Below are 23986 nucleotides of genomic sequence, written 5' to 3'. Positions count from 1 at the left end.
GAGGGGCAATAACGATAAGGAGTGTTCTAAATGAATACCAAGAAACCGATGTCGCTAACCGGCCGCGTGATTCTAGGCATGGTAGCGGGGATCTTGACGGGCTTCGCCATTCGCGCCCTATTTGCTGATAATGGATTTATCGACGAGTACATCGTAAACGGATTATTTGAAGTCGGCGGACAAATTTTTGTCGCCAGTTTGAAAATGCTCGTGGTCCCGCTGGTGTTTGTATCGCTAGTTTGTGGGACCAGTTCTCTTAAAGATCTTTCGACTCTAGGCCGCATGGGTGGCAAAACCCTCGCTTTCTACATCGCCACTACAGCGATAGCCATTACGCTTGCCTTGACGATGGGTTCGCTATTCCAACCGGGTGCTGGTGCAGACCTGACCGCCGTTGGTACATTTAAATCTGCCGATGCGCCATCGCTTGGTCAGGTGATCATTGATATGTTCCCAACCAACCCAATCAGTGCCATGGCAGAAGGCAAAACCCTACAAGTCATCGTCTTTGCCGTATTATTTGGTATTGCGATTAGCGCTGCAGGTAAACCCGGTGAGCGTATTGCCGCATTCTTTAATGATCTCAACGAAGTGATCATGAAGCTGGTTGCGATCTTGATGAACCTTGCACCCTTTGGTGTGTTCTTCCTCATGGCCAAGCTCTTTACCGACATCGGCCTCAGCGCGATCATCAACTTAGCTGAGTACTTCTTAGTGCTGGCAGGCACCTTACTGCTACATGGTTTGGTCACTTACAGCGTGATGTTGAAAGGCTTCACCGGCCTTAGTCCACTTACCTTCCTACGTAAAATGGAAGATGCCATCATGTTCGCCTTCTCAACGGCATCATCGAACGCAACTATTCCGGTCACCATGGAAACCGCAAAGCATCGCATGGGCGTGGATAACCGCGTATCGTCGTTTACCATTCCACTAGGCGCCACCGTCAATATGGATGGCACGGCAATCATGCAAGGTGTCGCAACCGCATTTATCGCCCAAGCGTTTAATATCGATCTGACCATGACCGATTACCTAATGGTGATTCTAACGGCGACATTGGCATCGGTGGGCACCGCAGGTGTTCCGGGGGTCGGTCTGGTGATGCTGGCGATGGTATTGAACCAAGTAGGTTTGCCTCTGGAAGGTATTGCACTGATTATGGGTGTTGACCGTCTGTTGGATATGATCCGCACCGCGGTGAATATTACCGGTGATAGCGCAGTCACCATCATCGTCGCAAAATCGGAAGGCGCATTGAACGAAGAACGTTTTAATGACCCGTTAGCGGGTGCTTCAGAAGAAGAAGTCCACCTCGCCAAACGCGAAGCGTAAAACAACCACGCGCTAAAGAGCGGAGCGTTAAAAAACGACTCGCCACAAAACATGGTTATCGCACATGGCGATGCCCCAACAAAAAAATCCACCTTACTCTAAGGTGGATTTTCATTTTAACGCCGCACTACTCAGCTTTGACTGACGATTCATGCAACGAATGCCACTTATCACGCGCCGCTTGTTCATGTTGGTCGGTAATCGCCGTACCCACTGAGTTTGCAGCCAGTGTCATTGCGGCCATATCATCCGTAAAACCAACACCAGCCAGTACATCTGGCACCATATCGACAGGTAGCACAAAGTAAGCCAGAGCGCCGCCAAGTATCGCCTTATGGCGCACCGAGGTTTGAGAATCTGTCATTGCTAGCCATGATTTAATCCCAGTTACCGCAATCTCTTCTCCCAACTTTTTTGCCGATCCTTTAACTTTGCGCCAAAACGTTCGTTCATCAGGGGTGGTATGTTGCTCGTTAGGCTTAGCCAGTGTCGGCTCTGCTGCCATGTTGGCTTGCACACCGATTTGGTTATCTAGCTCTATTGTGGAGTTCACCTTACCTCCTGCATTGATTGAATCATTAGAATATTCGTCATATAAACCACAGTGTACCTGTCGTTAGATGAACGTCAGATTAATGCCATTTAAACAAAAACACCATTTTCACTAAATAAAAAACCCCACACTTATCGAGTGGGGGATTAACATTTTAGTGGCGGTAATATTACAAATTGCTAAGCATCATATTCGATATGATAGCTCTGGCTTCGCCCATGACATTTAGCTTGGTACAATGCCTTATCCGCTTCTCTCATCATCACATCAACATTGGATTCAATATTATCGTCACATGTCAAAATGCCTACGCTCAACGTCAGTTTGTCACTAACCGTTGATTTACTGTGTGGAATATTAAGCTCTTCCACAGCAATATGAATCCGGTTAGCTAAGTTTAAAGCCGCTTCGGTATTAATATCACTTAACACCACAATAAACTCCTCTCCACCATATCTAGCCAAAAAATGATTTTCGCGGCACTGTTCTTTTAGTGTTTTTGCCACCAATTTCAGAGCTGTGTCACCAGCAGCATGTCCGTACTGATCGTTATAGTTTTTAAAGCAATCAATGTCGATCATAAAAATAGCACGCTTCTGCAGAGACGATGGGGTGGAGTTCCATACCGGGAGGTATTCATCAAGAGCTCGCCGGTTGGATATCGAGGTTAAGCCATCAGTATTGCTCAATGTCGTCAGTAAACTATTTAACTGCACAATTTTTTTGTTCTTTGACTTTAGCATCCAGGTAAAAAGCACCAAGCTGATTAACACAGCAGCCAGCAGCATAAACATCCATTTTGACTCTTTTTTACTGTGTTCTAGCTCAGCAATACGCGCCTCTTTTTTCTTTGTTTCAAATTGACTATATATGTATTGCGAGTATTGTTCGTTCTCATCCAAGCGCCAATTCAGCTGCAAGCGATTCTCCGCCTCCAAATGGTGTAACGCCAGTGCTAGTTCATTTTTCGCCAAATAATCTAGATACAGTTTGTGGTTGATAGCTGTTTCTAAATAATACAAATCTCGCTCTAGAATCTTTTTCTCTGCTTGCTTATGAAAGTTAATCGCCTTATCAAACTCTTTATTGAGGTAATAAATATCCCCCCTAATAATATCGAGAGTCACATCAAACTGATAAACACGAGCATGGAACTCACCTTCGTGGCGATGTTTGGCTATTTGTATCAGCCGTAAAGCCTCTTTAGCATCACCCTTGCGTCGTTTCAAATCCGCTTGCATTGCATAAAAATAAGTTTGGTAGTGGTCTTTACCTTCAGGAATCTTTATTTTAGCCAGCTGTTGCTGTGCAGCAGAAAGCGTCTTTTCAGCTTCAACTAGTTTATTGGCTTCTGTGTATGCTGCATAAAGCTTAATTAGAATGTAATGTAATCGCTCAGGGTTTTCTTCACCGACACTTTGATTAAATTCAATCGCTTGATTGAATTGGTCGATAGCTTGATAATAATTACCGTTGTACAAATAATCTATCCCCACATCCGTAAGCATAAACTGAACTTGATCAATATCTTTACGGGCCAAACTCATTTCAATAGCTTTAATTTTTAGATTGACTCCTTTAACAAACTGACGAGCATTCCAATACGCCGTTCCTAAATAATAGTAAACATCATCCATTCTTTGATATTTCATTGCCGTTGCTTTTCGGTTGATATCCTCCCAGAAATCAACCAGTTCATTACTCGAGCTCTTTTGATGTGATAATTCAAATGCTCTTTTCATAAAGTAACTTAGGAAAACTTCGTTGTGTGGACCGTTATAGCCATCAAAAAGCGTTGAGACCTGTTGAAAATTCTTCGCAGAATCATTTAGCTTATTTAATTTAATTTGCGCCAAACTTAGATCAAAGAATACCTTTGCTCTGAGCTCGGTAGGAGTATCGTCATCCAATAAACTCACGCTTTTGTAGGCATAAAGCTCTGCATCTTCGAATTGTCCTGTCCGTATCGCTTCATTTGCGAGTACCCAATTACTAATAAACTGAATTTTATTATCATCCGATATTAACCAACTCTGTAGATCAGCTTGAAGTAAGTAATCCGGTAATTCTGGTATCGCCTTTGTGGCGCGATGTTGAAGTAACTCTGGTATATAACGCTCTAACTGTTCTGGTAAGGGGTGACTTAATAAAAGAGAGCTGTTGACATTTTTATTAAAAAAAATAGTGACAACAAACCCGATAACCACAACACTTAAGGTTAGTAATAAAGGCTTTATTTTTGATTTCATGAACCCTATCACATCAAGAAAAAACGAAATAATTCAAAACATTACAATATTATAAAGAAAGCCGATGCCCCAAACTATTCATCATTCTCGAAAATGCGATATGCAATCGTATAACTACGAAAAATACCAACACCCTTATCGCATTTACCCCAAAAAAAAATCCCTCAACCGAAGTTGAGGGATTGTATTAGAGGGAACTGCTATGACTAAATTATTTTGCTAACTTCTCAAGTACACGCATCAACATACGGATACGTGGCTCGATAGATTCCAACAACAAGTATTCTTGATCACTATGGAAACCAGCGCCTACAGGGCCGAAGCCATCTAGCGTTGGAACACCAAGGATCGCAGTGTTGTTTGCATCTGAACCGCCGCCAACTTCTTTCCAGTTGATTGCGATTTCAAGCTCGTCCGCAGATTCTTCTACCAATGCCATTAGCGCTTCAGTCAGTGGGCTTGCCACCATTGATGGCTTGTAAGACTCACGTTCCATTGTGATAGAGACACCATCAACATATGGTGTATCTAACATTGCACGTAGCTTAGTATCAACGTCGTCGTACTCTTCGTTGCTCCAGAAACGAACATCAATCACCGCTTGAGCATGCTCAGGAACGATGTTTGCGCCAGCACCACCCGATACAACACCAACGTTTAACGTTGTGCCTGACTCAAAGTTAGTCATCGCGTTGATAGCAAGAATCCAGTTTGCCATCTCAGTGATTGCACTACGGCCATTTTCAGGTTCGTTACCCGCGTGCGCGGCAACACCTTTAAAGGTGATCTTGTAACCTGCCATGCCTTTACGCGCTTTTACCAAACCACCATCCGCACGTGCCGCTTCTGCAACCAGTACGTTTTTCGCATCTTTAGCAACAGATTGAATCCACTCAACTGAATCCAGTGAGCCGGTCTCTTCATCTGGGTTCATACAGATGCAGATAGACAGTTTGTCTAATACCGCTTGGTCTAGATTACGCATTGCATAAACGATGTTTAGCAGGCCAGATTTCATATCTGAAACGCCAGGGCCGTACGCTTTTTCAGCATCGTTCGTCATTGGGCGAGCCGCCGCTGTACCTACAGGGAAAACCGTATCCATGTGACCAATCATCATCACATCGATAACGTCTGCTTCCGGCTTGTTGCGGATTTCTAGGCCAAGGCCAGCTTTACCACAATCAACACGTTTTACGCTCCAACCCGTCATTTCAGCAAATTTTGCTTCAAACTGAGTAGCAATAAATTCGATGCCTTCAACAGTATAAGTACCACAGTCCACATCAATCAGCGGGCGAAGCTCTTCTAGGTATTCATTCAGAGAAAAATTCATAATCAATCCTTACACAAAAAGATTCATTACTAGCATTGCGCCAAATGCGTTTAGCACAGAGATAGCAATCATAACTGGGATGTAACGACCTTCTGTACCGATAGGACCCATGATGCGGCCCATGTACTGAACTTGTGAACCCATTAGGTAGATAGCCGGAGCTAGAATCGCAATGTGTGCACCGTTTAGGATACCTTGGTCAAATAGAGTGATTACTACGCCCACAGCGCCGCCCATCGACATCCACGCACCGATTAGAACAGCAGCTGCTTCACCAGGAAGACCAAAGATCGCCATGATCGGAGAGAAAACCGTACCCATTAGATCCAAAGCACCGGTAATTTGTAGCGCTTTAATGATAACGAAAGCCATCAACACGTTTGGTACAGTAGAAGTGGTTGCGATTACCCAGCCTTTCTTAGCGCCTTCAACAAAAATATCGGTAACCATTGGTTTTTTAGCTTTAACTTCGCTCATTATGCTTTCTCCTCTTGTAGACGTGCTTCTTCGTTCTTATCTTCTTTGCCTTCTGTGATGTTTAGGTAGATGCGGAACAAGTTAGCACCGACAAACTTAAAGATGAACATCACCGCAACCGCCATACCGATTGAAGAAGTTACCGCCATAGAGCCGTCTGCTAGTGTTAGCGTAAATAGCACAGCGCCTGATGAGAAGAAGTTAACGATCGCTGCACCTGCGGTGAACTGGAACATAGTAAATACGTCAGTTTCACGCTTAGTTAAACGACCTTCGTCTTTTAGTTGACGTGTCATTGCCGCACCCGCATCAGTACTTTGTAGTGATGCAATTAGCGCTAGGCCCGAACTACCAGGAATGCCCATAAGAGGACGAAGTAGAGGAGTAAGCAGTTTACGAGCTGCATCTAGTGCACCGTAATGCTCAAGTACATTGATGACGCCCAATGCGAACATAACCGTTGGGATTAGCGTTAGTGCGAAGATGAAACCATCACGAGCACCGCTGCCGCCTTTACCACGAAATGATGTCATGGTCGCTTGAACACCATCAGCCGTTTCTTGCACGCCGTATGCCACGCTACCGAACGCGCCATTTAGCGTGGTAAAGTCGAAAACACCGTACCATTCGTTTGACTGCATAGCACCTGAGAAAAATACAACAGCGAATGCGAGTGCGACATAGCATCCCCATGTCACCTTGCGATCTATATTGGGAGTGGACATTTTTACACCTTAAAAATTTTTAGGAACAGACCTCGCGATTTTGGGGTAATTGCTGTGCTAGAAATCTGATCCGTATCAATGCCTCACGAACTCTGTTTACAAACTGCAATTTAGTGTCACATTTTGTGACATCACGCATAAATAGGGCGTTTGCGTGACGATGATTCATAACAATGCATATCATTTATATTCATAAAATTGCTGCTATCTATTAAATATTTTACTGCTGATGGCCTTATCCCACCTATCTCACAGACAATGTCGGTAAAATTTTCTAGTATAACGTGGTGTTTATTTTCGCGCCGAGGCCGCTAAATCGCCCCTCTACAATGATTCAAATAACGTAATAACTATGTAACTGACAGAACGATAAGTGCTTACCTTTGGCCATACTTTTTTCGTTTCACCACTGCCAACGAATAACACTGATTCTGTACATTTATAGATATTGCTTATGCAGCAAGCAGTGAGACTGCATCAATAATCTTTGATTCGAGCGCAAGGAAGTGTCTACCTATCGAATTCTCAAGGAGTTGAGTAATGAAAAGCTTATGGCTTATCTTTATCCCCTTACTGCTCGTATCGAGCCGTGTTTTTGCCTCCGGCAGTGATGCCGAACCCCTCGCCCTAACTCAGTCAGGTGTTGGCTATATTACCCTGCTCATTTTTACCATTGCCTACGCTTTGGTAATGCTCGAAGAGTATCTACAACTGCGTAAATCCAAGCCCGTCTTGCTGGCCGCAGGTTTGATTTGGGCGATGTTAGGTTATGTCTATTCACAGCACGACCAAATCGAGGTCGCCAAAGCCGCACTTGAGCATAACTTGCTTGAGTATGCTGAATTGCTGCTGTTCTTACTGGTGGCGATGACCTACATCAATGCAATGGAAGAGCGCAAACTGTTTGACGCGTTGCAAGCTTGGATGGTCGGTAAAGGATTTGATTTTCGTACGCTATTTTGGCTGACCGGTATTTTGGCCTTTTTCATTTCCCCCATCGCCGACAACCTAACCACTGCATTACTGATGTGTGCTGTGGTGATGAAAGTCGGCGGTGATAACACACGCTTTATCAATTTAGCCTGCATTAACATTGTTGTGGCCGCGAACGCTGGCGGTGCATTCAGTCCTTTTGGTGACATTACCACCTTAATGGTCTGGCAAGCCGGCCACGTCTCTTTTTCCGAATTTATGCCACTCTTTGTCCCATCCGTAGTGAGCTATCTTATTCCCGCCTTGATCATGTCGCGTTTCATTTCGCAAACCAAACCAGATGTGGCTCATGTTCACGTCGAGTTAAAACGCGGCGCTCGCCGAATTGTTGGCTTGTTCATTTTAACCATTGCCACCGCTGTTGCCTTCCATGCTGTGCTGCACTTCCCACCAGTCATCGGCATGATGATGGGGTTAGCATATTTGCAGTTCTTTGGATTTTTCTTACGCCGCACCCTCGCTCGTTCATTAAAACGCAAAGCCTTAATGGCGATTGCCAATCGAGATGATTACGCCTTAAAACGTTTGGGTTCGGTCGTACCCTTTGATGTATTTCGCCGGGTTTCCCATGCCGAATGGGACACCTTGCTGTTCTTCTATGGCGTAGTGATGTGCGTTGGAGGCTTGAGTTTAATCGGTTATCTCAGCCTTGTTTCAGAAGTGATGTACTTACAATGGGATCCTATTTGGGCCAACGTTATGGTCGGTATTCTCTCGGCGATCGTCGATAACATTCCAGTCATGTTTGCGGTGCTCACCATGGAGCCGGCAATGTCGATGGGGAACTGGTTATTGGTCACTTTGACCGCTGGTGTCGGTGGTAGTTTGCTTTCCATCGGTTCCGCTGCAGGCGTGGCCTTAATGGGGGCGGCACATGGTAAATATACCTTCTTTGGTCATCTCAAATGGATGCCCGTTATCGCCCTCGGTTATGCGGCGAGTATCTTTACCCACTTATGGATGAACAGCGCACTGTTTTAATTATATTAATTAAGTGCAATATAATTAGTCAGTTAGTACTAACTAACTGACTCTTATTGGTGAAACTGATTCAATGAGCAGAAAAACACTCAAACTTAGTCAATACTCAGTAATGTGTTAACAAACAATGAGAGGTTCACCATGGTTCGTATCCCCACTCTACTTTCTCTTCTTTGCGCATTGTTCATTAGCCCATTGGCGCTGGCCGATCATCACGCAGATGCCGTTGATATGGATACCGCAAAAGATAAGATGATAGAAAAAGGCGACAAAGTTATGGACGAAAACCATGACAAAATGAAGAGTGAAATGAAAGACAAGCAAGATAAAATGATGGACAAACATGAAGGCGACATAGACATAAAAGAACGCAAACATGAAATGAAATCAAAAATGCAGCATCACGAAGAAGATAAAAAGGTACTCATGAAAGCGGCAGAAGATAAGGAAGTGACAAAAGATATGTTCTAAACAAATCTAGCTCAGTCCGACGCGTAACCTGAGTGACAAGAGTGGAGTTCAATCTGTCATCTGCTGCATTACCGCTTCAAGTAAGATGGGGATATATCCGTAACATCTCTGAAGGCTTCATGTTAAACTCAGCGCGATTACAAGGGGCCTTTTGCCCCTTTCCACCTTTTTGATGCAGAGTTCAATCATGCCATTCTCAAAACTTGGTTTAAGCCAACCAATCACAGACGCCCTAACGAAGCTTGGCTATAACAAGCCAACATCGATTCAAATCAAAGCGATTCCTGAGATTTTAAAAGGCCAAGACCTACTTGCCGCAGCGCAAACCGGTACCGGTAAAACAGCCGGCTTCGTATTGCCTATCTTGGAAAAACTGAGCAAAGGCGAAACTCAGCGTAAAAAACGCATCCGCGCACTGATTCTAACACCAACTCGTGAGCTTGCTTGCCAAGTGGAAGAGAAAGTCCGTGATTACGGTCAAAACCTTCCACTTACCTCACTGGCAATGTACGGTGGCGTGGATGAAAAATCACAAAAACAAGCGTTGATCGAAGGAGTCGATGTTCTGGTTGCGACACCAGGTCGCCTACTTGATCTCTATGGTCAACACGCGGTCCATTTTGATGAAGTTGAGGTTTTGGTTCTTGATGAAGCAGACCGTATGTTAGACATGGGCTTTATCGAAGACATCAACAAGATCCTTGACCGTTTACCGACCGACATTCAGCACCTACTGTTCTCGGCAACCTTGTCAAACAAAGTTCGTGAACTCGCCAAGACCGCCGTTTACAACCCGTTTGAAATTTCAATCGCCGCTAACCAAGCGTCAAAGAAAAGCATTGAGCAATGGTTAATTTCAGTTGATAAAGACAAAAAATCAGCGCTACTTAGCCACCTAATTAAAGAGAATGATTGGGATCAAACCCTGATCTTCATCGAGACTAAACACGGTGCGGCTAAATTAGCGCAGCAACTGGAAAAACGCGGTATCGAAGCGGAAGCATTCCACAGTGGTCGTAGCCAAGCGGTGCGTTCACAACTTCTGCAAGATTTCAAAGCAGGCAAAATCAAGTACATGATCGCAACGGGTGTTGGCGCGCGCGGTATTGATATCGAAGGCTTAACGCGAGTCATCAACTACGACTTGCCATTCCCTGCAGATGAATACGTGCACCGTATTGGCCGTACCGGTCGTGCAGATGCGCGTGGTGAAGCGATCTCTTTTGTTTCTCGCGATAACTTCAAGAACTTATGCATGATCGAAAGCCGTTTAGGCCATCTGCTTGAACGTCGTGAAATTGAAGGCTTTGTGCCAAATAAACCTCTACCAATTTCGATTCTAAACTACGTGCCTAAACACAAACGCGAAGCCAAAGAGAATAAATAGTCGGTTGATTTCATCGAAAATAGTCACTGAGATCAAAGGCTAGTATGCGTACTGGTTTTACACTGTCTGCACTTAAATTTATCTCGATTGAAAGGAATCAATCATGTTTAAATGCGGACAGTGTCGCCAATTCACCCGAACTCGCGACAACCAAAAAGATCTGTGTGGTGCATGGGAACAACCCACACTAGCAACACGTAAGGCTTGCGACTATTTTAGCCCGAAAAAGCCGCTGTTCGATCCTGCCAATTATCCGATACCACCCAGTCACCCAAAATCATAACCAGCCAATTTAGACTATTGCCCCTGTTCTAACTTGAGCAGTGCCGCTTTTCGCTCGACACCGCCTGCATAGCCGGTCAACTTACCGTTTTTACCAATCACACGATGGCATGGCACAATCACTGAGATCGGGTTTTTACCATTAGCGAGCCCCACTGCCCGCACAGCTTTAGGATTGCCAATCGCATTTGCCAAATCCTGATAGCTCCAGGTTTCACCAAATGGGATCGTGGTTAGCGCCTGCCAAATTTTCATTTGAAACGGAGTGCCAACCGCAGCCAGCGGCAAATCAAATTGATTTCGAATACCAAGGAAATACTCTTCCAATTGTGTTTTCGCAGCCAACAACAGTGCATCACTATCATCACGCTCACCCAACTCGCTCGGCAAGGTGGTATTCACTTCAAACCACACTCCGGTTAAGCCAAGCTGATTCGATTGAAGTGTTATTTTCCCTAATGGGCTATCGATTATGGTGTAGCGTTTCATCCTACATGACTCCATAAATGAAAAGTCGCGTAACTACCAAATGGAGCAACGGCAGTCGCATTGATGGTAGGAAATTGTTGTAGTGATTTTTTCACCACTAAATCCCCATCAAGAAAACAGTCTGGTTGAGATAACCCTCTCAGCGCAGCGTAGTTCACTGTCCAAGGTCCAATCCCTTTCACTGCCAACCATTGAGAAAAGTCAGCGTCGGGATCACCCACCATTAACTCGGCAAAACGTTTCAACGTCTCTTTACGGCTTTGCGGCATACGCAAAAAGCTCAAATCGGCCTCAGCGACCTCTTTGGCTCTGGGAAAATGAGTGACCCCCTGCGGTTGTAATGTACTCACCAATAAATTAAGTTGATTGATCGCCGCTTTGATCGAGACTTGTTGACCAAGAATGGCTCGAACACCGGCTTCCCACGCACTCCATACTCCTGGGATACGTAGCCCCGAATAACGAACAAAACGAGGATCCAAAGTGTGAAAGTGTTGTTCAATCACATCGGTGTCTGCATCCAAATCCAACATACGGCGAACTTGATTGACCAAAGCTTTTAGCTGGCTGATATCCGATAATTCAAACTCTAACTGCACCGTATTGGCTTTGCGAGCAAAATGAGCAGTCAACATTCCCGATGCTTCACCAAGTTGGAAGCGGCGCTGGTAGTCACTTTCCCCCACCCACTCCAAACCTTCTATGGCACGTAGGCGGTAAAAATTTAGCGCATATTGCCAATCAAAGGCGCCACGATAACTGAGCTCAATAGTGTGCGTTTCAACGGGCAAATGCGAAGCTCGACGCAGTGCACTTGGTGTTAAGTTGAGCGCCTTACGAAAAGCATCATTAAAGCGGCGCGTACTATTAAAACCACTGGCAAAACCGATATCTGTAATGCTCATATTGCTGTTGTGGAGTAGTTGCTTAGCGAACATCAATTGATGATACAAAGCGTATTGTTTCGGTGACATGCCCAACCGCTGCTGGAACAATTGCCTTAAATATCGGTCGGTAATGCCAAGCCTCTCAGCCAGTTTATCCAAAGTGGTGTGTTGTAACTCCCCTAACTCAATCAGCTTTAATGCACGTTCAAATGATGTTGCTGTTCCTTGCCATGCCCACGAATTAGGCGCACTATCTGGGCGACAGCGTAAACAAGGTCGATAACCCGCATGTAATGCCTGAGCTGCGTCATCAAAATACTCAACGTTTTCTTCTTTGGGTAAATTAGCCGGGCAAATGGGCCGGCAAAATATTTTGGTGGTTTTCACGGCAACAAAAAACCGACCATCAAAACGAGCATCTCGCGCTTGTCGTGCCCGCTGATATTGGCGATGCAGTTTACCTTGCGAATGGGCCATTGAATCAATATCTGGCATGGTTGTTTACCCTCTGGCTACGCCGTTTCTATCCATTAGTTTACCCCTAACCACCGATTTTTATAGCCACATTCGGAACTCAATAGTCCAGAATCAGAGGCTTAACTGATAATTTAAACATCCAGTTGCCTATCTCACATTCCTTAACTAACTTTAGTGAAGGAACTTGTTTCAAGAGCCGTAACGAGACAAGCGTTGCAAGGATAAGCAATAGGAAGTTGGCTATGAACTTACACTCATGCACCATCGTGCTTCGCGATCACTCAAAACATATCTGTAAAACTGTCGAACAATCGCTTGGCGTCATTGATTCTCATGGCATCACCAATATTAATGCAATAGAAATCCAAGCGTTAGAAGGCCTTACCATTCACAACTATCAAGCGCTCTCGATTGAAGAATCAATCGAAAGTTTGATGAGTCTTTAAACCAACAACGAGCAATCACCACCCTCCTAGTGCTCTCTTTGATTCAGTGTTGTGTGTCTTAATACGGCCCACAACTCTGTAATAGTTAACTTCCTGTTTGTTCAGTTAAGCAAAGTTAACTCACTCGCAAACTTGATCATTTATTATAAAATGGTCAGGGTTTGGTTTTGCACCGCAAATATTCACCACTGGTATATTAGTTTATAAAACAATCAATTAGTTTGGTAAGTTCAGTATGTGGATAAAAGGACTTATCATGAAAAAAATGGGGTTAGTAGTTACTCTTCTACTTGGTGTATCTGGTTGTGCCTCTGTGCCAACTGCCGATACAACTCAAAGTGATCAAGCATTAGAGTTTTCAACACCTAGTAAAGACAAGGCCGGTATCTATATCTACCGAGCTGATGCTTTTGCGGGGCAAGCACTAAAAAAAGACGTCTACCTTAATGGCGAGTGTGTTGGTGAAACGGCTCCCGGAATCTTCTTTTATGAGGAAGTCGAAGGAGATAGAGAACATACTATTGGCACTGAATCAGAATTTTCGGCCAATAACGTCACGCTATATACAGAAACAGGACGCCTCTATTTTGTAGAGCAATACATCAAGCTAGGACTCTTCGTTGGCGGAGCTAATGTAGAAGTAGTTGATGAAGAAGAAGGTCGAACCGAAGTCGCGAAAACTAAAATGGTGATAAAGGGAACTTGTACAAGTCAGTAAACTCGTCCAAAACAAAAAAAACCTACGTTCAATGACGAGGTTTTTTTAAAGGTTAATGCTCTCAGCTCTCAGCTCTCAGCTGCGTTTTGCAAACTGTAAGCGGTAATTGGGTCGATGTTTTTTACTAACTCTTCAACTTGTTTGATCGCATCAACTGATGTGCTGGCTTTACGATAGCTCAAATAGATTGGGCGACACCACTCTTCTACCCCTTCCACTTTATGCAGTTGGCCGCTCGCTAAGAAAGGCTCTACCAATGAAGCAGGTAGATATGCACTACCACCTTTTTCCAAAATAAAATCTAAGGCAATACGAGCAGTCGAGGTTCGCAAATATGGCGCAGGTACTTTTGCATGACGCTCAGCGTGTTCAGAGGCAAATTTAGTGCCCCAATCCACGTAAACGTATTTATCACTAAATACAGTATTGAATGCATGAGAGTCGGTGGAAACCAAAAGAAGAACAACGTCAGCGACTTTCTTGCAATTCAATTCATCTGCTTTGATTTGATCAAAAGCAAAGGCCATATCGAGCGTGCGTTCTTGTAAGCTACGAACCAACGATTCGCGCCCCATCACTTCCGCCATAAATCCATACCCATCAAACGCTTCAGTGGTCGCACTCAAGCAGTTTTGTAGGTAAGCATCCCAAACATTGGGCGTTCCACCCATGGTGAGTTGCAACTTTTTGCCACTTTCTAGAGACAGCTCTAACTTTGCCTGTTGCAACGTTGTCACCATCACCTCTGCATAGCTAACTAAACGTTCCCCAGCGGATGTTAGCTTAATGTTATTACGGTCACGAATAAAAAGCTGAGTATCAAAATAACCTTCGAGCTGTTTAATACGTGCACTTACGGCAGCTTGTGTAATGTATAAGTTTTCAGCAGCACGCCCAAAATGACGTACTTTTGCCAACTCTAAAAATGTTCTAAAGACTTTTACGTCCATTGTTATACCTCAGAAAATGACGCAGCAAGATTAACAGGGAAATCCTAAATTAATAAAGCAAGAAAGTGTAAAGTGTTACATGTATTTAACGATATAAATTAATGGATATGATAAAAATATTTTGTTTTTCTTTTTGCTTACTTTACGCCTAATTTTCGCCATATACCAATGCTGATTAGGCCGCACTGATATCAAGGCTCAATGGCACTGGTCTTTAGTCCATTCCATACCATTTGAGGTTTATCGAAATGTCTGACACTGAATTTCGTCATGGCAAGAAACGTTTTTACGACAACACGAAATTTCCACGTGGTTTTGCCAAATCCGGTGATTTTACACTTGCCGAAGAAGAAATCCTAACGCTCTACGGCGACACCATGTTTGGCTTAGAAACAGGGGAGCTCTCTCCACAAAATGCGGAAGAGAAACACTTTGTTAAAGTCATTGAGAACCCAGGTAAAGCGAAAACGAAACTTGAGCGTATTTGGTTGAAGTACATTCAGCTTGCCCGAGGCCGTAAACGCTTCCACACCTTAAATGGTCGCACCAAACCAGATGCATCTGAAGACTACTCAGAAGATAGCAGCCTAGTTGAAGAAGATTAATTAAAAAAACGCTCCAATTTTTGGGGCGTTTTTTTATTGCTAAACAAGTTGAATTTAGAGCAATTTAGGCATATTTTTTACTCAACACTCCGTTGTCGAATCGATAATTTTTATTTGTTTTACTCCGTCTGCCATTTATCCGTTAATGCGCGCGACACGTAAGCCCTACAACGCCGTGTCAGGTGTGATATCAGCGTAATCTGATTCATGTTCTTCTCTCTATTTTCGTGAGAATAGATGTGGAAAAAACATCCCAATTAGACCGCGTGCGCGCGGATTACAACGTACATTACTGGAGCCAAGGTTTCTATGGCATTGATAACCAAGGTGAAGTGTACGTATCTCCTACCACCGACAAAGCGCACCAAATTCCATTAAGCAAGATTGTTACTCAATTAGAGCAAAAGCAGCTTAATTTGCCTGTGTTGGTTCGCTTCCCACAAATTCTGCACCAACGAGTGCATGGTATTTGTCAGGCTTTCAACCAAGCAATTGAAGAGTATCAATACCCGAACAACTATCTTTTGGTTTACCCAATTAAGGTCAACCAACAAAAAGAAGTGGTTGATGAAATCCTTGCCAGCCAAGCGAGCTTGGAAACCAAACAATTGGGTCTCGAAGCGGGCAGTAAGCCTGAGCTTCTTGCCGTGTTAGGTTTGGCGCAAAAAGCCAGCTCTGTGATTGTGTGTAACGGCTATAAAGACCGTGAATACATTCGTCTTGCCCTGATAGGTGAGAAGCTAGGTCACAAAGTTTTCATCGTACTTGAGAAATTGTCAGAACTTGATCTAGTGCTCACTGAAGCGAAAAGCTTAGGGGTTAAACCACGCTTAGGTATTCGCATTCGCCTCGCCTCACAAGGAGCAGGTAAATGGCAGGCCAGTGGTGGTGAGAAATCGAAATTCGGTTTGTCTGCCTCTCAAGTATTGACTGTTATCGAGCGTCTAAAGAAAGAAGATCAACTTGATGCGATGCAACTGGTTCACTTCCACCTTGGCTCACAAATGGCCAACATTCGCGATATTCGCAATGGGGTGAATGAATCTGCACGCTTCTACTGTGAACTGCGCGAAATGGGCGCAAAAATCGATTTCTTTGATATCGGTGGCGGCCTCGCAGTGGATTACGATGGTACACGCAGCCAATCTTCAAGCTCAATGAACTATGGGCTGATTGAGTACGCACGCAATATCGTCTCAACCGTTGGTGATGTATGTCAAGATTACGGTCAGCCAATGCCAGTAATTATCTCTGAATCTGGCCGTTCATTGACTGCGCACCACGCTGTTTTGATCACCAACGTAATCGGCACTGAAACGTATCAGCCTGAGCATATCGAAGCCCCGCAAGATGACGCCCCTACGCTACTGCAAAATATGTGGCGTAATTTGCAAGCATTGCAAGAAGGCAGCGACGCGCGTGCATTGATTGAAATTTACAACGACACACAAAGTGACTTATCTGAAGTGCACTCACAATTTGCGATGGGTCTACTCAATCTGCCGCAACGCGCTTGGTCTGAACAAGTTTCACTACGTATATACTTTGAACTGACACGTGCATTGAGCACCAAGAACCGCTTCCATCGTCCGATTCTCGATGAGCTAAATGAGCGCTTAGCGGATAAGTTCTTTGTTAACTTCTCGTTGTTCCAATCATTGCCAGATGCATGGGGTATCGACCAAGTCTTCCCTGTGCTTCCTCTGTCAGGTTTGGAAGAGTTAGAAGACCGCCGTGCCGTAATGCTAGATATCACCTGTGACTCAGATGGCGCCATCGAACAGTATGTTGAAGGGCAAGGTATTGAGACAACGTTACCAGTACCAGCATGGAGCACAGACAAGCCTTATTTGATGGGGTTCTTCCTCGTCGGCGCTTACCAAGAAATTTTAGGTGACATGCATAACTTGTTTGGTGACACTCACAGCGCAGTGGTTACCGTCAACGATCATGGTGAAGCAATCATTGAACGAATCGATGAAGGTGACACCGTTGAAGACATGCTTCGTTACGTTCACATTGACGTAGAGGACATTCGCGAGCATTATCGCGAGCTCGTTAACCAGCGAGTTAACCAACAAGAACAACAACAGGTACTGCAAGAGCTAGAACAAGGCCTATGTGGTTACACCTATTTAGAGGATTTTTAAATGAATGATTTGTTTAGCAAAACCGATTATTCACTCTACTCGAATTCGATGAGCTTTATGCGCCGTCCTTACCTACGTAACCCTATCGGCAGTGATGCAGATTTGGTGGTACTAGGTGTACCTCTGGATATGGCAACATCGGGTCGTCCTGGTGCACGTATGGGCCCAGACGCAATTCGTAGAGCATCAGTAAATCTTGCATGGGAAGGTAAAAAATTCCCTTGGGATTTCAATGTATTTGATCGCGCTAAAGTTATTGATGCTGGTGATCTAGTATTCGATTGTGGCGATGCTGAAGACTTCACTTACCGCTTAGAAAAAGCAACCAGTGAAATTTTGAAAAATGGCAAGACCATGCTGGCGTTGGGTGGTGATCACTTCATCACACTACCAATTCTGCGTGCGTACGCGAAACACCACGGTGAGATGGCATTGATTCACTTCGATGCCCACACTGACACCTATGCGAATGGCAGCGCTTACGACCACGGCACCATGTTCTACCATGCGCCGAAAGAAGGCCTGATCTCGCCTAAGCACTCTGTGCAAATCGGTATTCGTACTGAGTATGAACAGCAAGATCACGCTTTCAATGTGATTAACGCGATGCAAGCGAATGACATGACGGCAACAGAAATCGTTGAGAAAGTACGTGGCATCGTTGGCGACAAGCCTGTTTACGTTACCTTCGATATCGATTGTCTTGATCCTGCTTTTGCTCCGGGTACCGGTACGCCAGTTTGCGGTGGCTTGAACTCAGACAAAGTGCTGAAAATTCTACGTGGCTTTGCTGGTATGAATATCGTCGGTATGGATGTGGTTGAAGTATCACCGCCATACGACCACAGCGATGTAACGGCACTTGCAGGCGCAACTGTCGCGCTTGAGTTAATGTACGCTTGGGCATCAAACAAGAAAGCGGCTGAGTAATCACGCCAAATTCAACGCTTGATCAAAAAGAGCCTGTCATTCGACAGGCTCTTTTTTTATATTCGATTCAATTCGGTTGAAACAACGTCCAACCACTCTCCTTTTTCACAAAGGTGATCGTGTTGGTCATTTTCTTCACGTCACCCTGTTTAAAATCACCAAACTCAGTGCGGATCTGCATCAAATAAACAGGGGCGAAAAAACCAGCACTTTCGTTGATATACTGGCTAAATTGGTCAAAATCCATCAAAAATCTAATTTCATGGCTCATATCAGCGATATAGAGCGTTTCCGATTGCTCATAGCCATCAAGCTTCTTATGCTTACTCGCTTCATACAATGCCGGCATATCGTGATTAAACTGGGTATAGTCGACATACTGTTGCAGCATTTGCTTTTCTGATGGGCCACCACAACCCACTAAGAACAACGCTAGCGCATAAAGTAAAATGTACTTTTTCATATCCCTACATAAACGATAAAAATGACCCAGTACAAAAAACTTTAGCAATAAATTCCATGAATGAATCGTATTACGCATCGATTTTGGGGCAATCATCCGCAACAATAATTCGGATTTGTGATGAATTCGAGTTATTCATTCGGTTGCGTTTATCATTTATCAAACTTGCGTATTCTGACCATTTGTTTTGCACATAAAAAACGCTAAGCAAGCTTAGCGTTTTTACTCTTGATGGTTTGAGTGGTACGTAATTACGACCAGAACAACATCGCTATCACTGTCAGTGCCACGATACAGACGATATTAAGCACAATCCCCACCCGCATCATCTCGCTTTGCTGTATATGACCTGAACCAAACACAATCGCATTAGGCGGTGTGGCGACGGGCAGCATAAAGGCGCACGAGGCAGAAACAGCAATTAACACTGACAGGATAACCGGCGATAAACCGAACGCTTCCGCGACACTGGCAAATACCGGGATCAGCAAGGCCGCACTGGCAGTATTACTGGCAAATTCAGTCAAGAACACCACAAAAGCAGCAATAACGACGACGATAACAAACAATCCAAGATGAGAGATCATTTCGCTCAAGCCATTAGCTAAGAATACACTCGCCCCTGTTGCTTTTAAGACGTTACTCAAACAGATACCACCACCAAACAGCAGTAATACGCCCCAATCGGCCGTTTTTTCGATATCTTTCCAATGCACCACTCGAGCAAAGTTGACCGCGACAATCGCACTCAGAGCCACAATGGTGTCAAATTTGGCGTAACCACCAATCATGGCATTGATCGGTTTACTAAAAATCCAGAAGAAAACGGTCGCAGCAAAAATCGCTAAGGTAACAACCTTGCCTTTGTCCCAGTGCACTGGCTCATGATTAAGCTCAAACTCACCATTTAGCTCTGGTTTTAATGCTGCATACAGCACAACAATGGCGACGGGAAGTAATACTGCCGCCGTTGGCAAGCCAAAGGCCATCCATTCGGTAAAGGTTAAACCAACTTCAGCGGCAGCAATCGCATTCGGAGGGCTGCCGACGATGGTCGCTATACCACCAATACTGGCACTGTATGCAATACCCAATAACACAAATACGTAGGTTTTATGGCCACTCTCTTCATTCACCTTACTCAACACGCCCAACACCAAAGGCAGCATCATAGCGGTCGTGGCGGTGTTACTGATCCACATGGACAGTAATGCAGTGACACCAAACAACATGAACACAGCCGTACTCATTTTACCTTTGGCAATAATCAGTACTTTATCGGCAATCACTTTGTCTAAGCCTTGGCGATGCATCGCTGCCGCGAGAGCAAAACCACCTAAGAAAAGAAAAATAATCGAGTTGGCAAAGTTATTCAGTGCCGTTTGAGTATCAAATACGCCAAATAGCACCGCCATGATCGGCACAAGAATTGCGGTTACGGTGACGTGCAGAGCTTCGGTTAACCATAGAATAGCAACAAAGATCAGCATACTCAGCCCAAGCACCACTTCTGCTTCAAACGGTAGGGTAAAGTAGAGTACTGCAAATAACACTATATCCGCTAAGATGATCAGGCTATTGCGGTTGATTAACCATTCTCGGGTATTACTCGGTAGAGGGACACTATCATTTTTATTCATTATTATTTTCCTTGTGAGGGCCAGTAGGCATTTGAAATGATCCCACATAACCCTCTAAGGAAATATTTTGCTTTGCGAATTTGTTAACCATATCAAGAATATGGTTATAAATGTTAAGGTTTTGATTTTAAATTAAGTTATCAAAGCTCGCCATCACCTGTTTGCACATCATCACGCGACCATGTCCCTGTCCTTGTGTCGCCACCAGCACAACATTGCTCATCTCATTTGCGGCACGCTGTGACACCGAGAACTTAGTAAACTTATCACCTTCATCATGCACAATAATGGTGGGTGATTGGCGCTGAGCCAACTTTTGGTAAGGATCAATTGATTGGATTGGATAACGATATTGCGCCTCCACTTCCTGCACAACATCGTTAAACAAGCGCATTGAGTAGCCCGACCGCGCCACGCTACCAAACAGGTTATCAAGATAATCCAACACTGGAGCAATAAGTAACAGCGGCTTATCAACCAACTTAGCATGATGACACTCTATCGCAGAAGCAGTACCCATACTGTGGCCGACAAGGCCCGCCACATCATCGACGCTATCAAGTACCGCCTCCAACCCTGCGACAAACGCCGGGATATGGCCATACACGCCTTCACTTTCACCGTGTCCCGGGTGATCGTACGCCAATGCGGTATAGCCGCGGCTAGCGATGTGCTCCATCAAAGGGAAATACTGGCTTGCGGTGCCAGACCAACCATGCGTGAGTACCCAAACAGGGCCACTGCCCAATGAATATGTGCTTAGTACGCCCTCTTTTGAGGTGACTTGCCCTTTCACTAATCCTTGCGGCGCGCTGTTCTTTGGTTTGGTACGCAGCGGTGTTAGCAACAGTTTTCGCGCAGTATTACGCGCGTGATGTGGCGCCAAACGATGATGCAAGCGAGTGGATACGTTGACTAAGCTGCGCTTAACACTGAACTTATTAGACGTATTGAAGTAGATTTTTTCACTCATTGTCGTGATTCCCTAAATAATTTGTTCCGTTGCAACTCATCGCTCCTCTACATTGATAAACACAAAAACGAACGACCGTGCTATTTGTCAACACAGCTTTACTGTGCTTGCATCTCTTAATCTGGTGAACGGCTAATTTTGCTCAGATCAGCTTCATACTTGCCAATGACTGATGAGACGCTCAATACCTTGCCAAAAATGAGTTTGGCTCTCCTCTTCCCCACGAATGGAATAGAACAAATGAGCGCTCAAATAAAGCCCATACAGCTCAAAGGTGGCTTGTTTAGCATCCAAGTCTGAGCGAAATTGTCCTTGTTCAACCCCTTTGGCAACCTGAATTTCAAGGTAACCAATCCACATAGCAACGGTCTTTTTTAACACCACTTGCAATGGCGTACTGGCGCTTGAATTCTCTTTCCAAGCATCTAAAAACATGCAACTACCCTGAAATGAATGATTCCAGCCTAGCCAATTATCCAGCAAGGTTTTGAGCTTGTCGGTGATATCCTGATCACCAAGCGTACGGGCTGGCGCAATGACGCGTTGAATAAACACGTGGTTGGCATGCTCTATCACTGCTATTTGTAAATTCTCTTTCGAATTGAAATGGGCAAACAAACCGCTCTTAGACATCGAGCACTGCTTTGCCAGCTCACCTATGGTTAAGCTTTCCAATCCGTTCTTGCTTGCCAGCTCAAAAGCCGTCGCCAAGATGGCTTCGCGGGTTAATCGACCTTTACTCATCACTTGACCATATTACCTTGATATCTCTATTTTTAGCACGACCGTACTTATTTGCAAGCTTGATCGCCAAGTTTATAGGCCAGCACAAACTTGATTTGTATCTCGAAATAGGAATTTTTAATCCAAAATCACGATTGAAACTGATTGATATCCATTGCGCGCAAGCGTTTTCCTGATAGCGTTAGCGCGTTTTCAATGAACCAGAAAAGAACTATGGAATCCAAAAAAATCACCAGTATCGAGCTTGGTCGCTTAATTGCGATCTTCGTCGTTGTGGCTATGCACTGTCAGATGTTTCTGAGCTACTTTCTCTATCAAGACACACCGTGGTTCGGTTACATTTTTAACCAATCCACCCGATTTGCCGTACCGCTATTTTTCTTGATTTCAGGCTATCTGATCCAACCAAAACTCACCGCAACTCCAATCGATACGGTAAAACGCTACTGCGCTCCGCTGCTACGTGTCTTCATCGTTTGGAGTGTGATTTGTCTTGCGATGCCATTTAACCTATACAAGTTCATGACCGAAGGTTACATCGCTGAACGCAGCGGTTACTGGGGCTTTCTTGCACAATCTCCGCTAAATACCCTATTGGAAGGCGGCTTGGTGCACCTATGGTTTATTCCCGCACTGATGATTGCTGCGCTTATCACCGCCCTATTTGCAAAAGCCGACAAGCTCAACTGGCTGATTCCGTTCGCCGCAGTATTGTACATTTATGGCGTACTGGCCGGCAGTTATCAGAACATTACCGAATTATGGACACCATTTTTCACCCGTAATGGCCCATTCTTTAGTACCTTAATGTTTGCGATTGGCTTTGTGATCCGACAAAAGGACATTCACGTGTCTGCCCCAAAAGCGATAGTGCTTGCATTGGTGGGGATGGCGATTCACTTCGCCGAAGCGTATTGGCTCGTCGCTTACCAACAGCCATTCAATGGCAATGACTTCCTCTTTGGCACCATGTTGTGGGGAACAGGAATCTTTTTATTCCTATTAGCAAAGCCAAATTTGGGTAACACTCCATGGGTGCTTAACTTGTCTAAATCGGTACTGCCGATTTACGTCGCCCACTTGCCTGTGATCATCTTTATGATGAATGTAAGTGGCTTACTGGAAGTCACTGGGCCTGCAAAAGACGCATTGGTCTTCTCAGGCACAGTCGTAATTACATTGGCATTAGTGAAAGGTATTGAGCGCACACCACTCAGTAAGTGGTTATTTCGCTAGAATCGAGAGCCTTACAACGTCCTCTAACCGCAGCCTCGGCTGCGGTTTTTTATTTACGCGCTAAATCACGGGCAAGGATCAGCGCCAAACCAAACACTTGAAGAAACAAACTGATGTTACGATACCAAGCAATACGCTCTTGCAGTTGAGCCATTTGCTCACTTAGCGTGATATTGTTTAAGTAGAAGCCATCAATTTGATCGCGATACTCCCGCTGTGCATCATCAATTAATTCCATCAGTTGCATCACATTGTGCTTAACCAACGGTGGAATAGGCGTATTTAACCAATCATTCAGATCCATTCTTATTGCATGCGCCACCTCCGCTATAGGCTGAGGCAGCGCCATATAAAGCAATAAAGACTCACGTTTACGCTCTAAGGTTTCAACACTATTCCACGCTAATTGAATTGAATACAAATGATCTTGTTTTTGTTGCGATAAGTGCGCCACCTCTCCACCAAGATCTTCGAGGACAATACTCGACA

At 44.6% G+C, this 23986-nt stretch carries 24 protein-coding genes; 11 read left to right on the top strand and 13 right to left on the bottom strand.

Features of this window, described 5'->3' with window-relative positions; genetic code table 11:
* The first annotated feature begins 30 nt into the window (after positions 1 to 30).
* Positions 31 to 1335 carry a dicarboxylate/amino acid:cation symporter gene (locus RH88_RS03150; protein WP_005593408.1) on the top strand — a complete coding sequence of 435 codons (1305 nt, stop codon included), beginning with the start codon at positions 31 to 33 and terminating at the stop codon, positions 1333 to 1335.
* 127 nt (positions 1336 to 1462) lie between these two features.
* On the opposite strand, the gene RH88_RS03145 is transcribed toward RH88_RS03150, so the two are convergent.
* From RH88_RS03145 to RH88_RS03125, 5 genes are all read right to left on the bottom strand, one after another.
* A complete protein-coding gene (locus tag RH88_RS03145) occupies positions 1463 to 1840 on the bottom strand; it encodes a YkvA family protein (RefSeq protein WP_040757823.1) in 378 nt (125 codons plus the stop codon).
* Positions 1841 to 2067: 227 nt separating this feature from the next.
* Entirely contained in the window at positions 2068 to 4137 is a 2070-nt protein-coding gene (locus tag RH88_RS22660) for a GGDEF domain-containing protein (RefSeq protein ID WP_005593406.1), read from the bottom strand.
* A 211-nt stretch (positions 4138 to 4348) separates the two neighbouring features.
* Positions 4349 to 5473, bottom strand: a complete 1125-nt coding sequence (locus tag RH88_RS03135) for a M20 family metallopeptidase (RefSeq protein ID WP_005593405.1) — start codon at positions 5471 to 5473, stop codon at positions 4349 to 4351.
* A 9-nt stretch (positions 5474 to 5482) separates the two neighbouring features.
* A complete protein-coding gene (locus RH88_RS03130) occupies positions 5483 to 5950 on the bottom strand; it encodes a YjiG family protein (RefSeq protein ID WP_005593404.1) in 468 nt (155 codons plus the stop codon).
* A complete protein-coding gene (locus RH88_RS03125) occupies positions 5950 to 6675 on the bottom strand; it encodes a nucleoside recognition domain-containing protein (protein ID WP_005593403.1) in 726 nt (241 codons plus the stop codon). Before RH88_RS03125 ends, RH88_RS03130 begins: the two co-directional genes overlap by 1 nt.
* Positions 6676 to 7215: 540 nt before the next feature.
* Here RH88_RS03125 and nhaD point away from each other — a divergent pair.
* From nhaD to RH88_RS22860, 4 genes are all read left to right on the top strand, one after another.
* Complete coding sequence (gene nhaD, locus RH88_RS03120; RefSeq protein WP_005593402.1) at positions 7216 to 8649, top strand: sodium:proton antiporter NhaD; 1434 nt, start codon at positions 7216 to 7218, stop codon at positions 8647 to 8649.
* A 141-nt stretch (positions 8650 to 8790) separates the two neighbouring features.
* The gene (locus RH88_RS03115; RefSeq protein ID WP_005593401.1) at positions 8791 to 9120 is read left to right on the top strand and encodes a hypothetical protein; all 330 of its coding nucleotides are present in this window, start codon (positions 8791 to 8793) and stop codon (positions 9118 to 9120) included.
* 187 nt (positions 9121 to 9307) lie between these two features.
* A complete protein-coding gene (locus RH88_RS03110) occupies positions 9308 to 10507 on the top strand; it encodes a DEAD/DEAH box helicase (protein ID WP_005593400.1) in 1200 nt (399 codons plus the stop codon).
* A gap of 103 nt (positions 10508 to 10610) precedes the next feature.
* Positions 10611 to 10790 carry a hypothetical protein gene (locus tag RH88_RS22860; RefSeq protein WP_081467356.1) on the top strand — a complete coding sequence of 60 codons (180 nt, stop codon included), beginning with the start codon at positions 10611 to 10613 and terminating at the stop codon, positions 10788 to 10790.
* Between the two features lie 14 nt (positions 10791 to 10804).
* Here RH88_RS22860 and RH88_RS03105 read toward each other — a convergent pair whose 3' ends face one another.
* Together RH88_RS03105 and RH88_RS03100 are read right to left on the bottom strand one after the other, a co-directional pair.
* Positions 10805 to 11278: a methylated-DNA--[protein]-cysteine S-methyltransferase gene (locus tag RH88_RS03105; protein WP_005593399.1), complete on the bottom strand. Its 474-nt coding sequence runs from the start codon at positions 11276 to 11278 to the stop codon at positions 10805 to 10807.
* Entirely contained in the window at positions 11275 to 12660 is a 1386-nt protein-coding gene (locus RH88_RS03100) for a DNA-3-methyladenine glycosylase 2 family protein (RefSeq protein WP_005593397.1), read from the bottom strand. The genes RH88_RS03105 and RH88_RS03100 overlap by 4 nt, the downstream gene beginning before the upstream one ends.
* Before the next feature lie 224 nt (positions 12661 to 12884).
* On the opposite strand from RH88_RS03100, the gene RH88_RS03095 reads away from it, so the two are divergent.
* On the top strand, positions 12885 to 13088 hold the full coding sequence (locus tag RH88_RS03095; RefSeq protein WP_005593393.1) for a hypothetical protein: 204 nt from the start codon (positions 12885 to 12887) through the stop codon (positions 13086 to 13088).
* 256 nt (positions 13089 to 13344) lie between these two features.
* Positions 13345 to 13806 (top strand): DUF2846 domain-containing protein, encoded by a 462-nt coding sequence (locus RH88_RS03090; RefSeq protein WP_040757820.1) that lies wholly within the window; start codon positions 13345 to 13347, stop codon positions 13804 to 13806.
* A 68-nt stretch (positions 13807 to 13874) separates the two neighbouring features.
* Here the strand turns inward: RH88_RS03090 and RH88_RS03085 are convergent, their stop codons facing one another.
* The gene (locus tag RH88_RS03085) at positions 13875 to 14756 is read right to left on the bottom strand and encodes a LysR family transcriptional regulator (protein ID WP_005593391.1); all 882 of its coding nucleotides are present in this window, start codon (positions 14754 to 14756) and stop codon (positions 13875 to 13877) included.
* A 248-nt stretch (positions 14757 to 15004) separates the two neighbouring features.
* Between RH88_RS03085 and RH88_RS03080 the strand changes: the two genes are divergently transcribed.
* The 3 genes from RH88_RS03080 (at position 15005) to speB (ending at position 18441) form a co-directional block, all read left to right on the top strand.
* Entirely contained in the window at positions 15005 to 15361 is a 357-nt protein-coding gene (locus RH88_RS03080; protein ID WP_005593390.1) for a MaoP family protein, read from the top strand.
* Between the two features lie 239 nt (positions 15362 to 15600).
* Positions 15601 to 17511 (top strand): arginine decarboxylase, encoded by a 1911-nt coding sequence (speA, locus tag RH88_RS03075; protein WP_040757818.1) that lies wholly within the window; start codon positions 15601 to 15603, stop codon positions 17509 to 17511.
* A complete protein-coding gene (gene speB / locus RH88_RS03070; protein ID WP_005593388.1) occupies positions 17512 to 18441 on the top strand; it encodes an agmatinase in 930 nt (309 codons plus the stop codon).
* A gap of 67 nt (positions 18442 to 18508) precedes the next feature.
* On the opposite strand, the gene RH88_RS03065 is transcribed toward speB, so the two are convergent.
* The 4 genes from RH88_RS03065 to RH88_RS03050 all read right to left on the bottom strand — a co-directional run bounded on the left by RH88_RS03065 (position 18509) and on the right by RH88_RS03050 (position 22261).
* Positions 18509 to 18904 carry a hypothetical protein gene (locus RH88_RS03065; protein ID WP_005593387.1) on the bottom strand — a complete coding sequence of 132 codons (396 nt, stop codon included), beginning with the start codon at positions 18902 to 18904 and terminating at the stop codon, positions 18509 to 18511.
* Positions 18905 to 19155: 251 nt separating this feature from the next.
* Positions 19156 to 20544, bottom strand: a complete 1389-nt coding sequence (locus tag RH88_RS03060) for an SLC13 family permease (RefSeq protein WP_005593385.1) — start codon at positions 20542 to 20544, stop codon at positions 19156 to 19158.
* 127 nt (positions 20545 to 20671) lie between these two features.
* A complete protein-coding gene (locus RH88_RS03055) occupies positions 20672 to 21517 on the bottom strand; it encodes an alpha/beta fold hydrolase (protein ID WP_005593384.1) in 846 nt (281 codons plus the stop codon).
* 153 nt (positions 21518 to 21670) lie between these two features.
* The gene (locus RH88_RS03050; protein WP_005593382.1) at positions 21671 to 22261 is read right to left on the bottom strand and encodes a TetR/AcrR family transcriptional regulator; all 591 of its coding nucleotides are present in this window, start codon (positions 22259 to 22261) and stop codon (positions 21671 to 21673) included.
* A 213-nt stretch (positions 22262 to 22474) separates the two neighbouring features.
* On the opposite strand from RH88_RS03050, the gene RH88_RS03045 reads away from it, so the two are divergent.
* Positions 22475 to 23497 (top strand): acyltransferase, encoded by a 1023-nt coding sequence (locus RH88_RS03045; RefSeq protein ID WP_005593380.1) that lies wholly within the window; start codon positions 22475 to 22477, stop codon positions 23495 to 23497.
* A 49-nt stretch (positions 23498 to 23546) separates the two neighbouring features.
* Here RH88_RS03045 and RH88_RS03040 read toward each other — a convergent pair.
* A partial coding sequence (locus RH88_RS03040) for a hypothetical protein (RefSeq protein ID WP_005593379.1) occupies positions 23547 to 23986 on the bottom strand: 440 nt, incomplete at its 5' end.

Source organism: Vibrio scophthalmi LMG 19158 (genome assembly GCF_000222585.1).
Classification (GTDB): domain Bacteria; phylum Pseudomonadota; class Gammaproteobacteria; order Enterobacterales; family Vibrionaceae; genus Vibrio; species Vibrio scophthalmi.
The sequence above is the reverse complement of the archived record's forward strand: the minus strand, read 5'-3'. Positions and strand labels throughout refer to the sequence as shown.

What these genes read in the sequence shown, in the direction of transcription:
- RH88_RS03150 (WP_005593408.1), top strand. Translation starts at nt 31, where the DNA reads ATGAATACCAAGAAACCGATGTCGCTAACCGGCCGCGTGATTCTAGGC.
- RH88_RS03145 (WP_040757823.1), bottom strand. Translation starts at nt 1,840, where the DNA reads ATGGCAGCAGAGCCGACACTGGCTAAGCCTAACGAGCAACATACCACC.
- RH88_RS22660 (WP_005593406.1), bottom strand. Translation starts at nt 4,137, where the DNA reads ATGAAATCAAAAATAAAGCCTTTATTACTAACCTTAAGTGTTGTGGTT.
- RH88_RS03135 (WP_005593405.1), bottom strand. Translation starts at nt 5,473, where the DNA reads ATGAATTTTTCTCTGAATGAATACCTAGAAGAGCTTCGCCCGCTGATT.
- RH88_RS03130 (WP_005593404.1), bottom strand. Translation starts at nt 5,950, where the DNA reads ATGAGCGAAGTTAAAGCTAAAAAACCAATGGTTACCGATATTTTTGTT.
- RH88_RS03125 (WP_005593403.1), bottom strand. Translation starts at nt 6,675, where the DNA reads ATGTCCACTCCCAATATAGATCGCAAGGTGACATGGGGATGCTATGTC.
- nhaD (WP_005593402.1), top strand. Translation starts at nt 7,216, where the DNA reads ATGAAAAGCTTATGGCTTATCTTTATCCCCTTACTGCTCGTATCGAGC.
- RH88_RS03115 (WP_005593401.1), top strand. Translation starts at nt 8,791, where the DNA reads ATGGTTCGTATCCCCACTCTACTTTCTCTTCTTTGCGCATTGTTCATT.
- RH88_RS03110 (WP_005593400.1), top strand. Translation starts at nt 9,308, where the DNA reads ATGCCATTCTCAAAACTTGGTTTAAGCCAACCAATCACAGACGCCCTA.
- RH88_RS22860 (WP_081467356.1), top strand. Translation starts at nt 10,611, where the DNA reads ATGTTTAAATGCGGACAGTGTCGCCAATTCACCCGAACTCGCGACAAC.
- RH88_RS03105 (WP_005593399.1), bottom strand. Translation starts at nt 11,278, where the DNA reads ATGAAACGCTACACCATAATCGATAGCCCATTAGGGAAAATAACACTT.
- RH88_RS03100 (WP_005593397.1), bottom strand. Translation starts at nt 12,660, where the DNA reads ATGCCAGATATTGATTCAATGGCCCATTCGCAAGGTAAACTGCATCGC.
- RH88_RS03095 (WP_005593393.1), top strand. Translation starts at nt 12,885, where the DNA reads ATGAACTTACACTCATGCACCATCGTGCTTCGCGATCACTCAAAACAT.
- RH88_RS03090 (WP_040757820.1), top strand. Translation starts at nt 13,345, where the DNA reads ATGAAAAAAATGGGGTTAGTAGTTACTCTTCTACTTGGTGTATCTGGT.
- RH88_RS03085 (WP_005593391.1), bottom strand. Translation starts at nt 14,756, where the DNA reads ATGGACGTAAAAGTCTTTAGAACATTTTTAGAGTTGGCAAAAGTACGT.
- RH88_RS03080 (WP_005593390.1), top strand. Translation starts at nt 15,005, where the DNA reads ATGTCTGACACTGAATTTCGTCATGGCAAGAAACGTTTTTACGACAAC.
- speB (WP_005593388.1), top strand. Translation starts at nt 17,512, where the DNA reads ATGAATGATTTGTTTAGCAAAACCGATTATTCACTCTACTCGAATTCG.
- RH88_RS03065 (WP_005593387.1), bottom strand. Translation starts at nt 18,904, where the DNA reads ATGAAAAAGTACATTTTACTTTATGCGCTAGCGTTGTTCTTAGTGGGT.
- RH88_RS03060 (WP_005593385.1), bottom strand. Translation starts at nt 20,544, where the DNA reads ATGAATAAAAATGATAGTGTCCCTCTACCGAGTAATACCCGAGAATGG.
- RH88_RS03055 (WP_005593384.1), bottom strand. Translation starts at nt 21,517, where the DNA reads ATGAGTGAAAAAATCTACTTCAATACGTCTAATAAGTTCAGTGTTAAG.
- RH88_RS03050 (WP_005593382.1), bottom strand. Translation starts at nt 22,261, where the DNA reads ATGAGTAAAGGTCGATTAACCCGCGAAGCCATCTTGGCGACGGCTTTT.
- RH88_RS03045 (WP_005593380.1), top strand. Translation starts at nt 22,475, where the DNA reads ATGGAATCCAAAAAAATCACCAGTATCGAGCTTGGTCGCTTAATTGCG.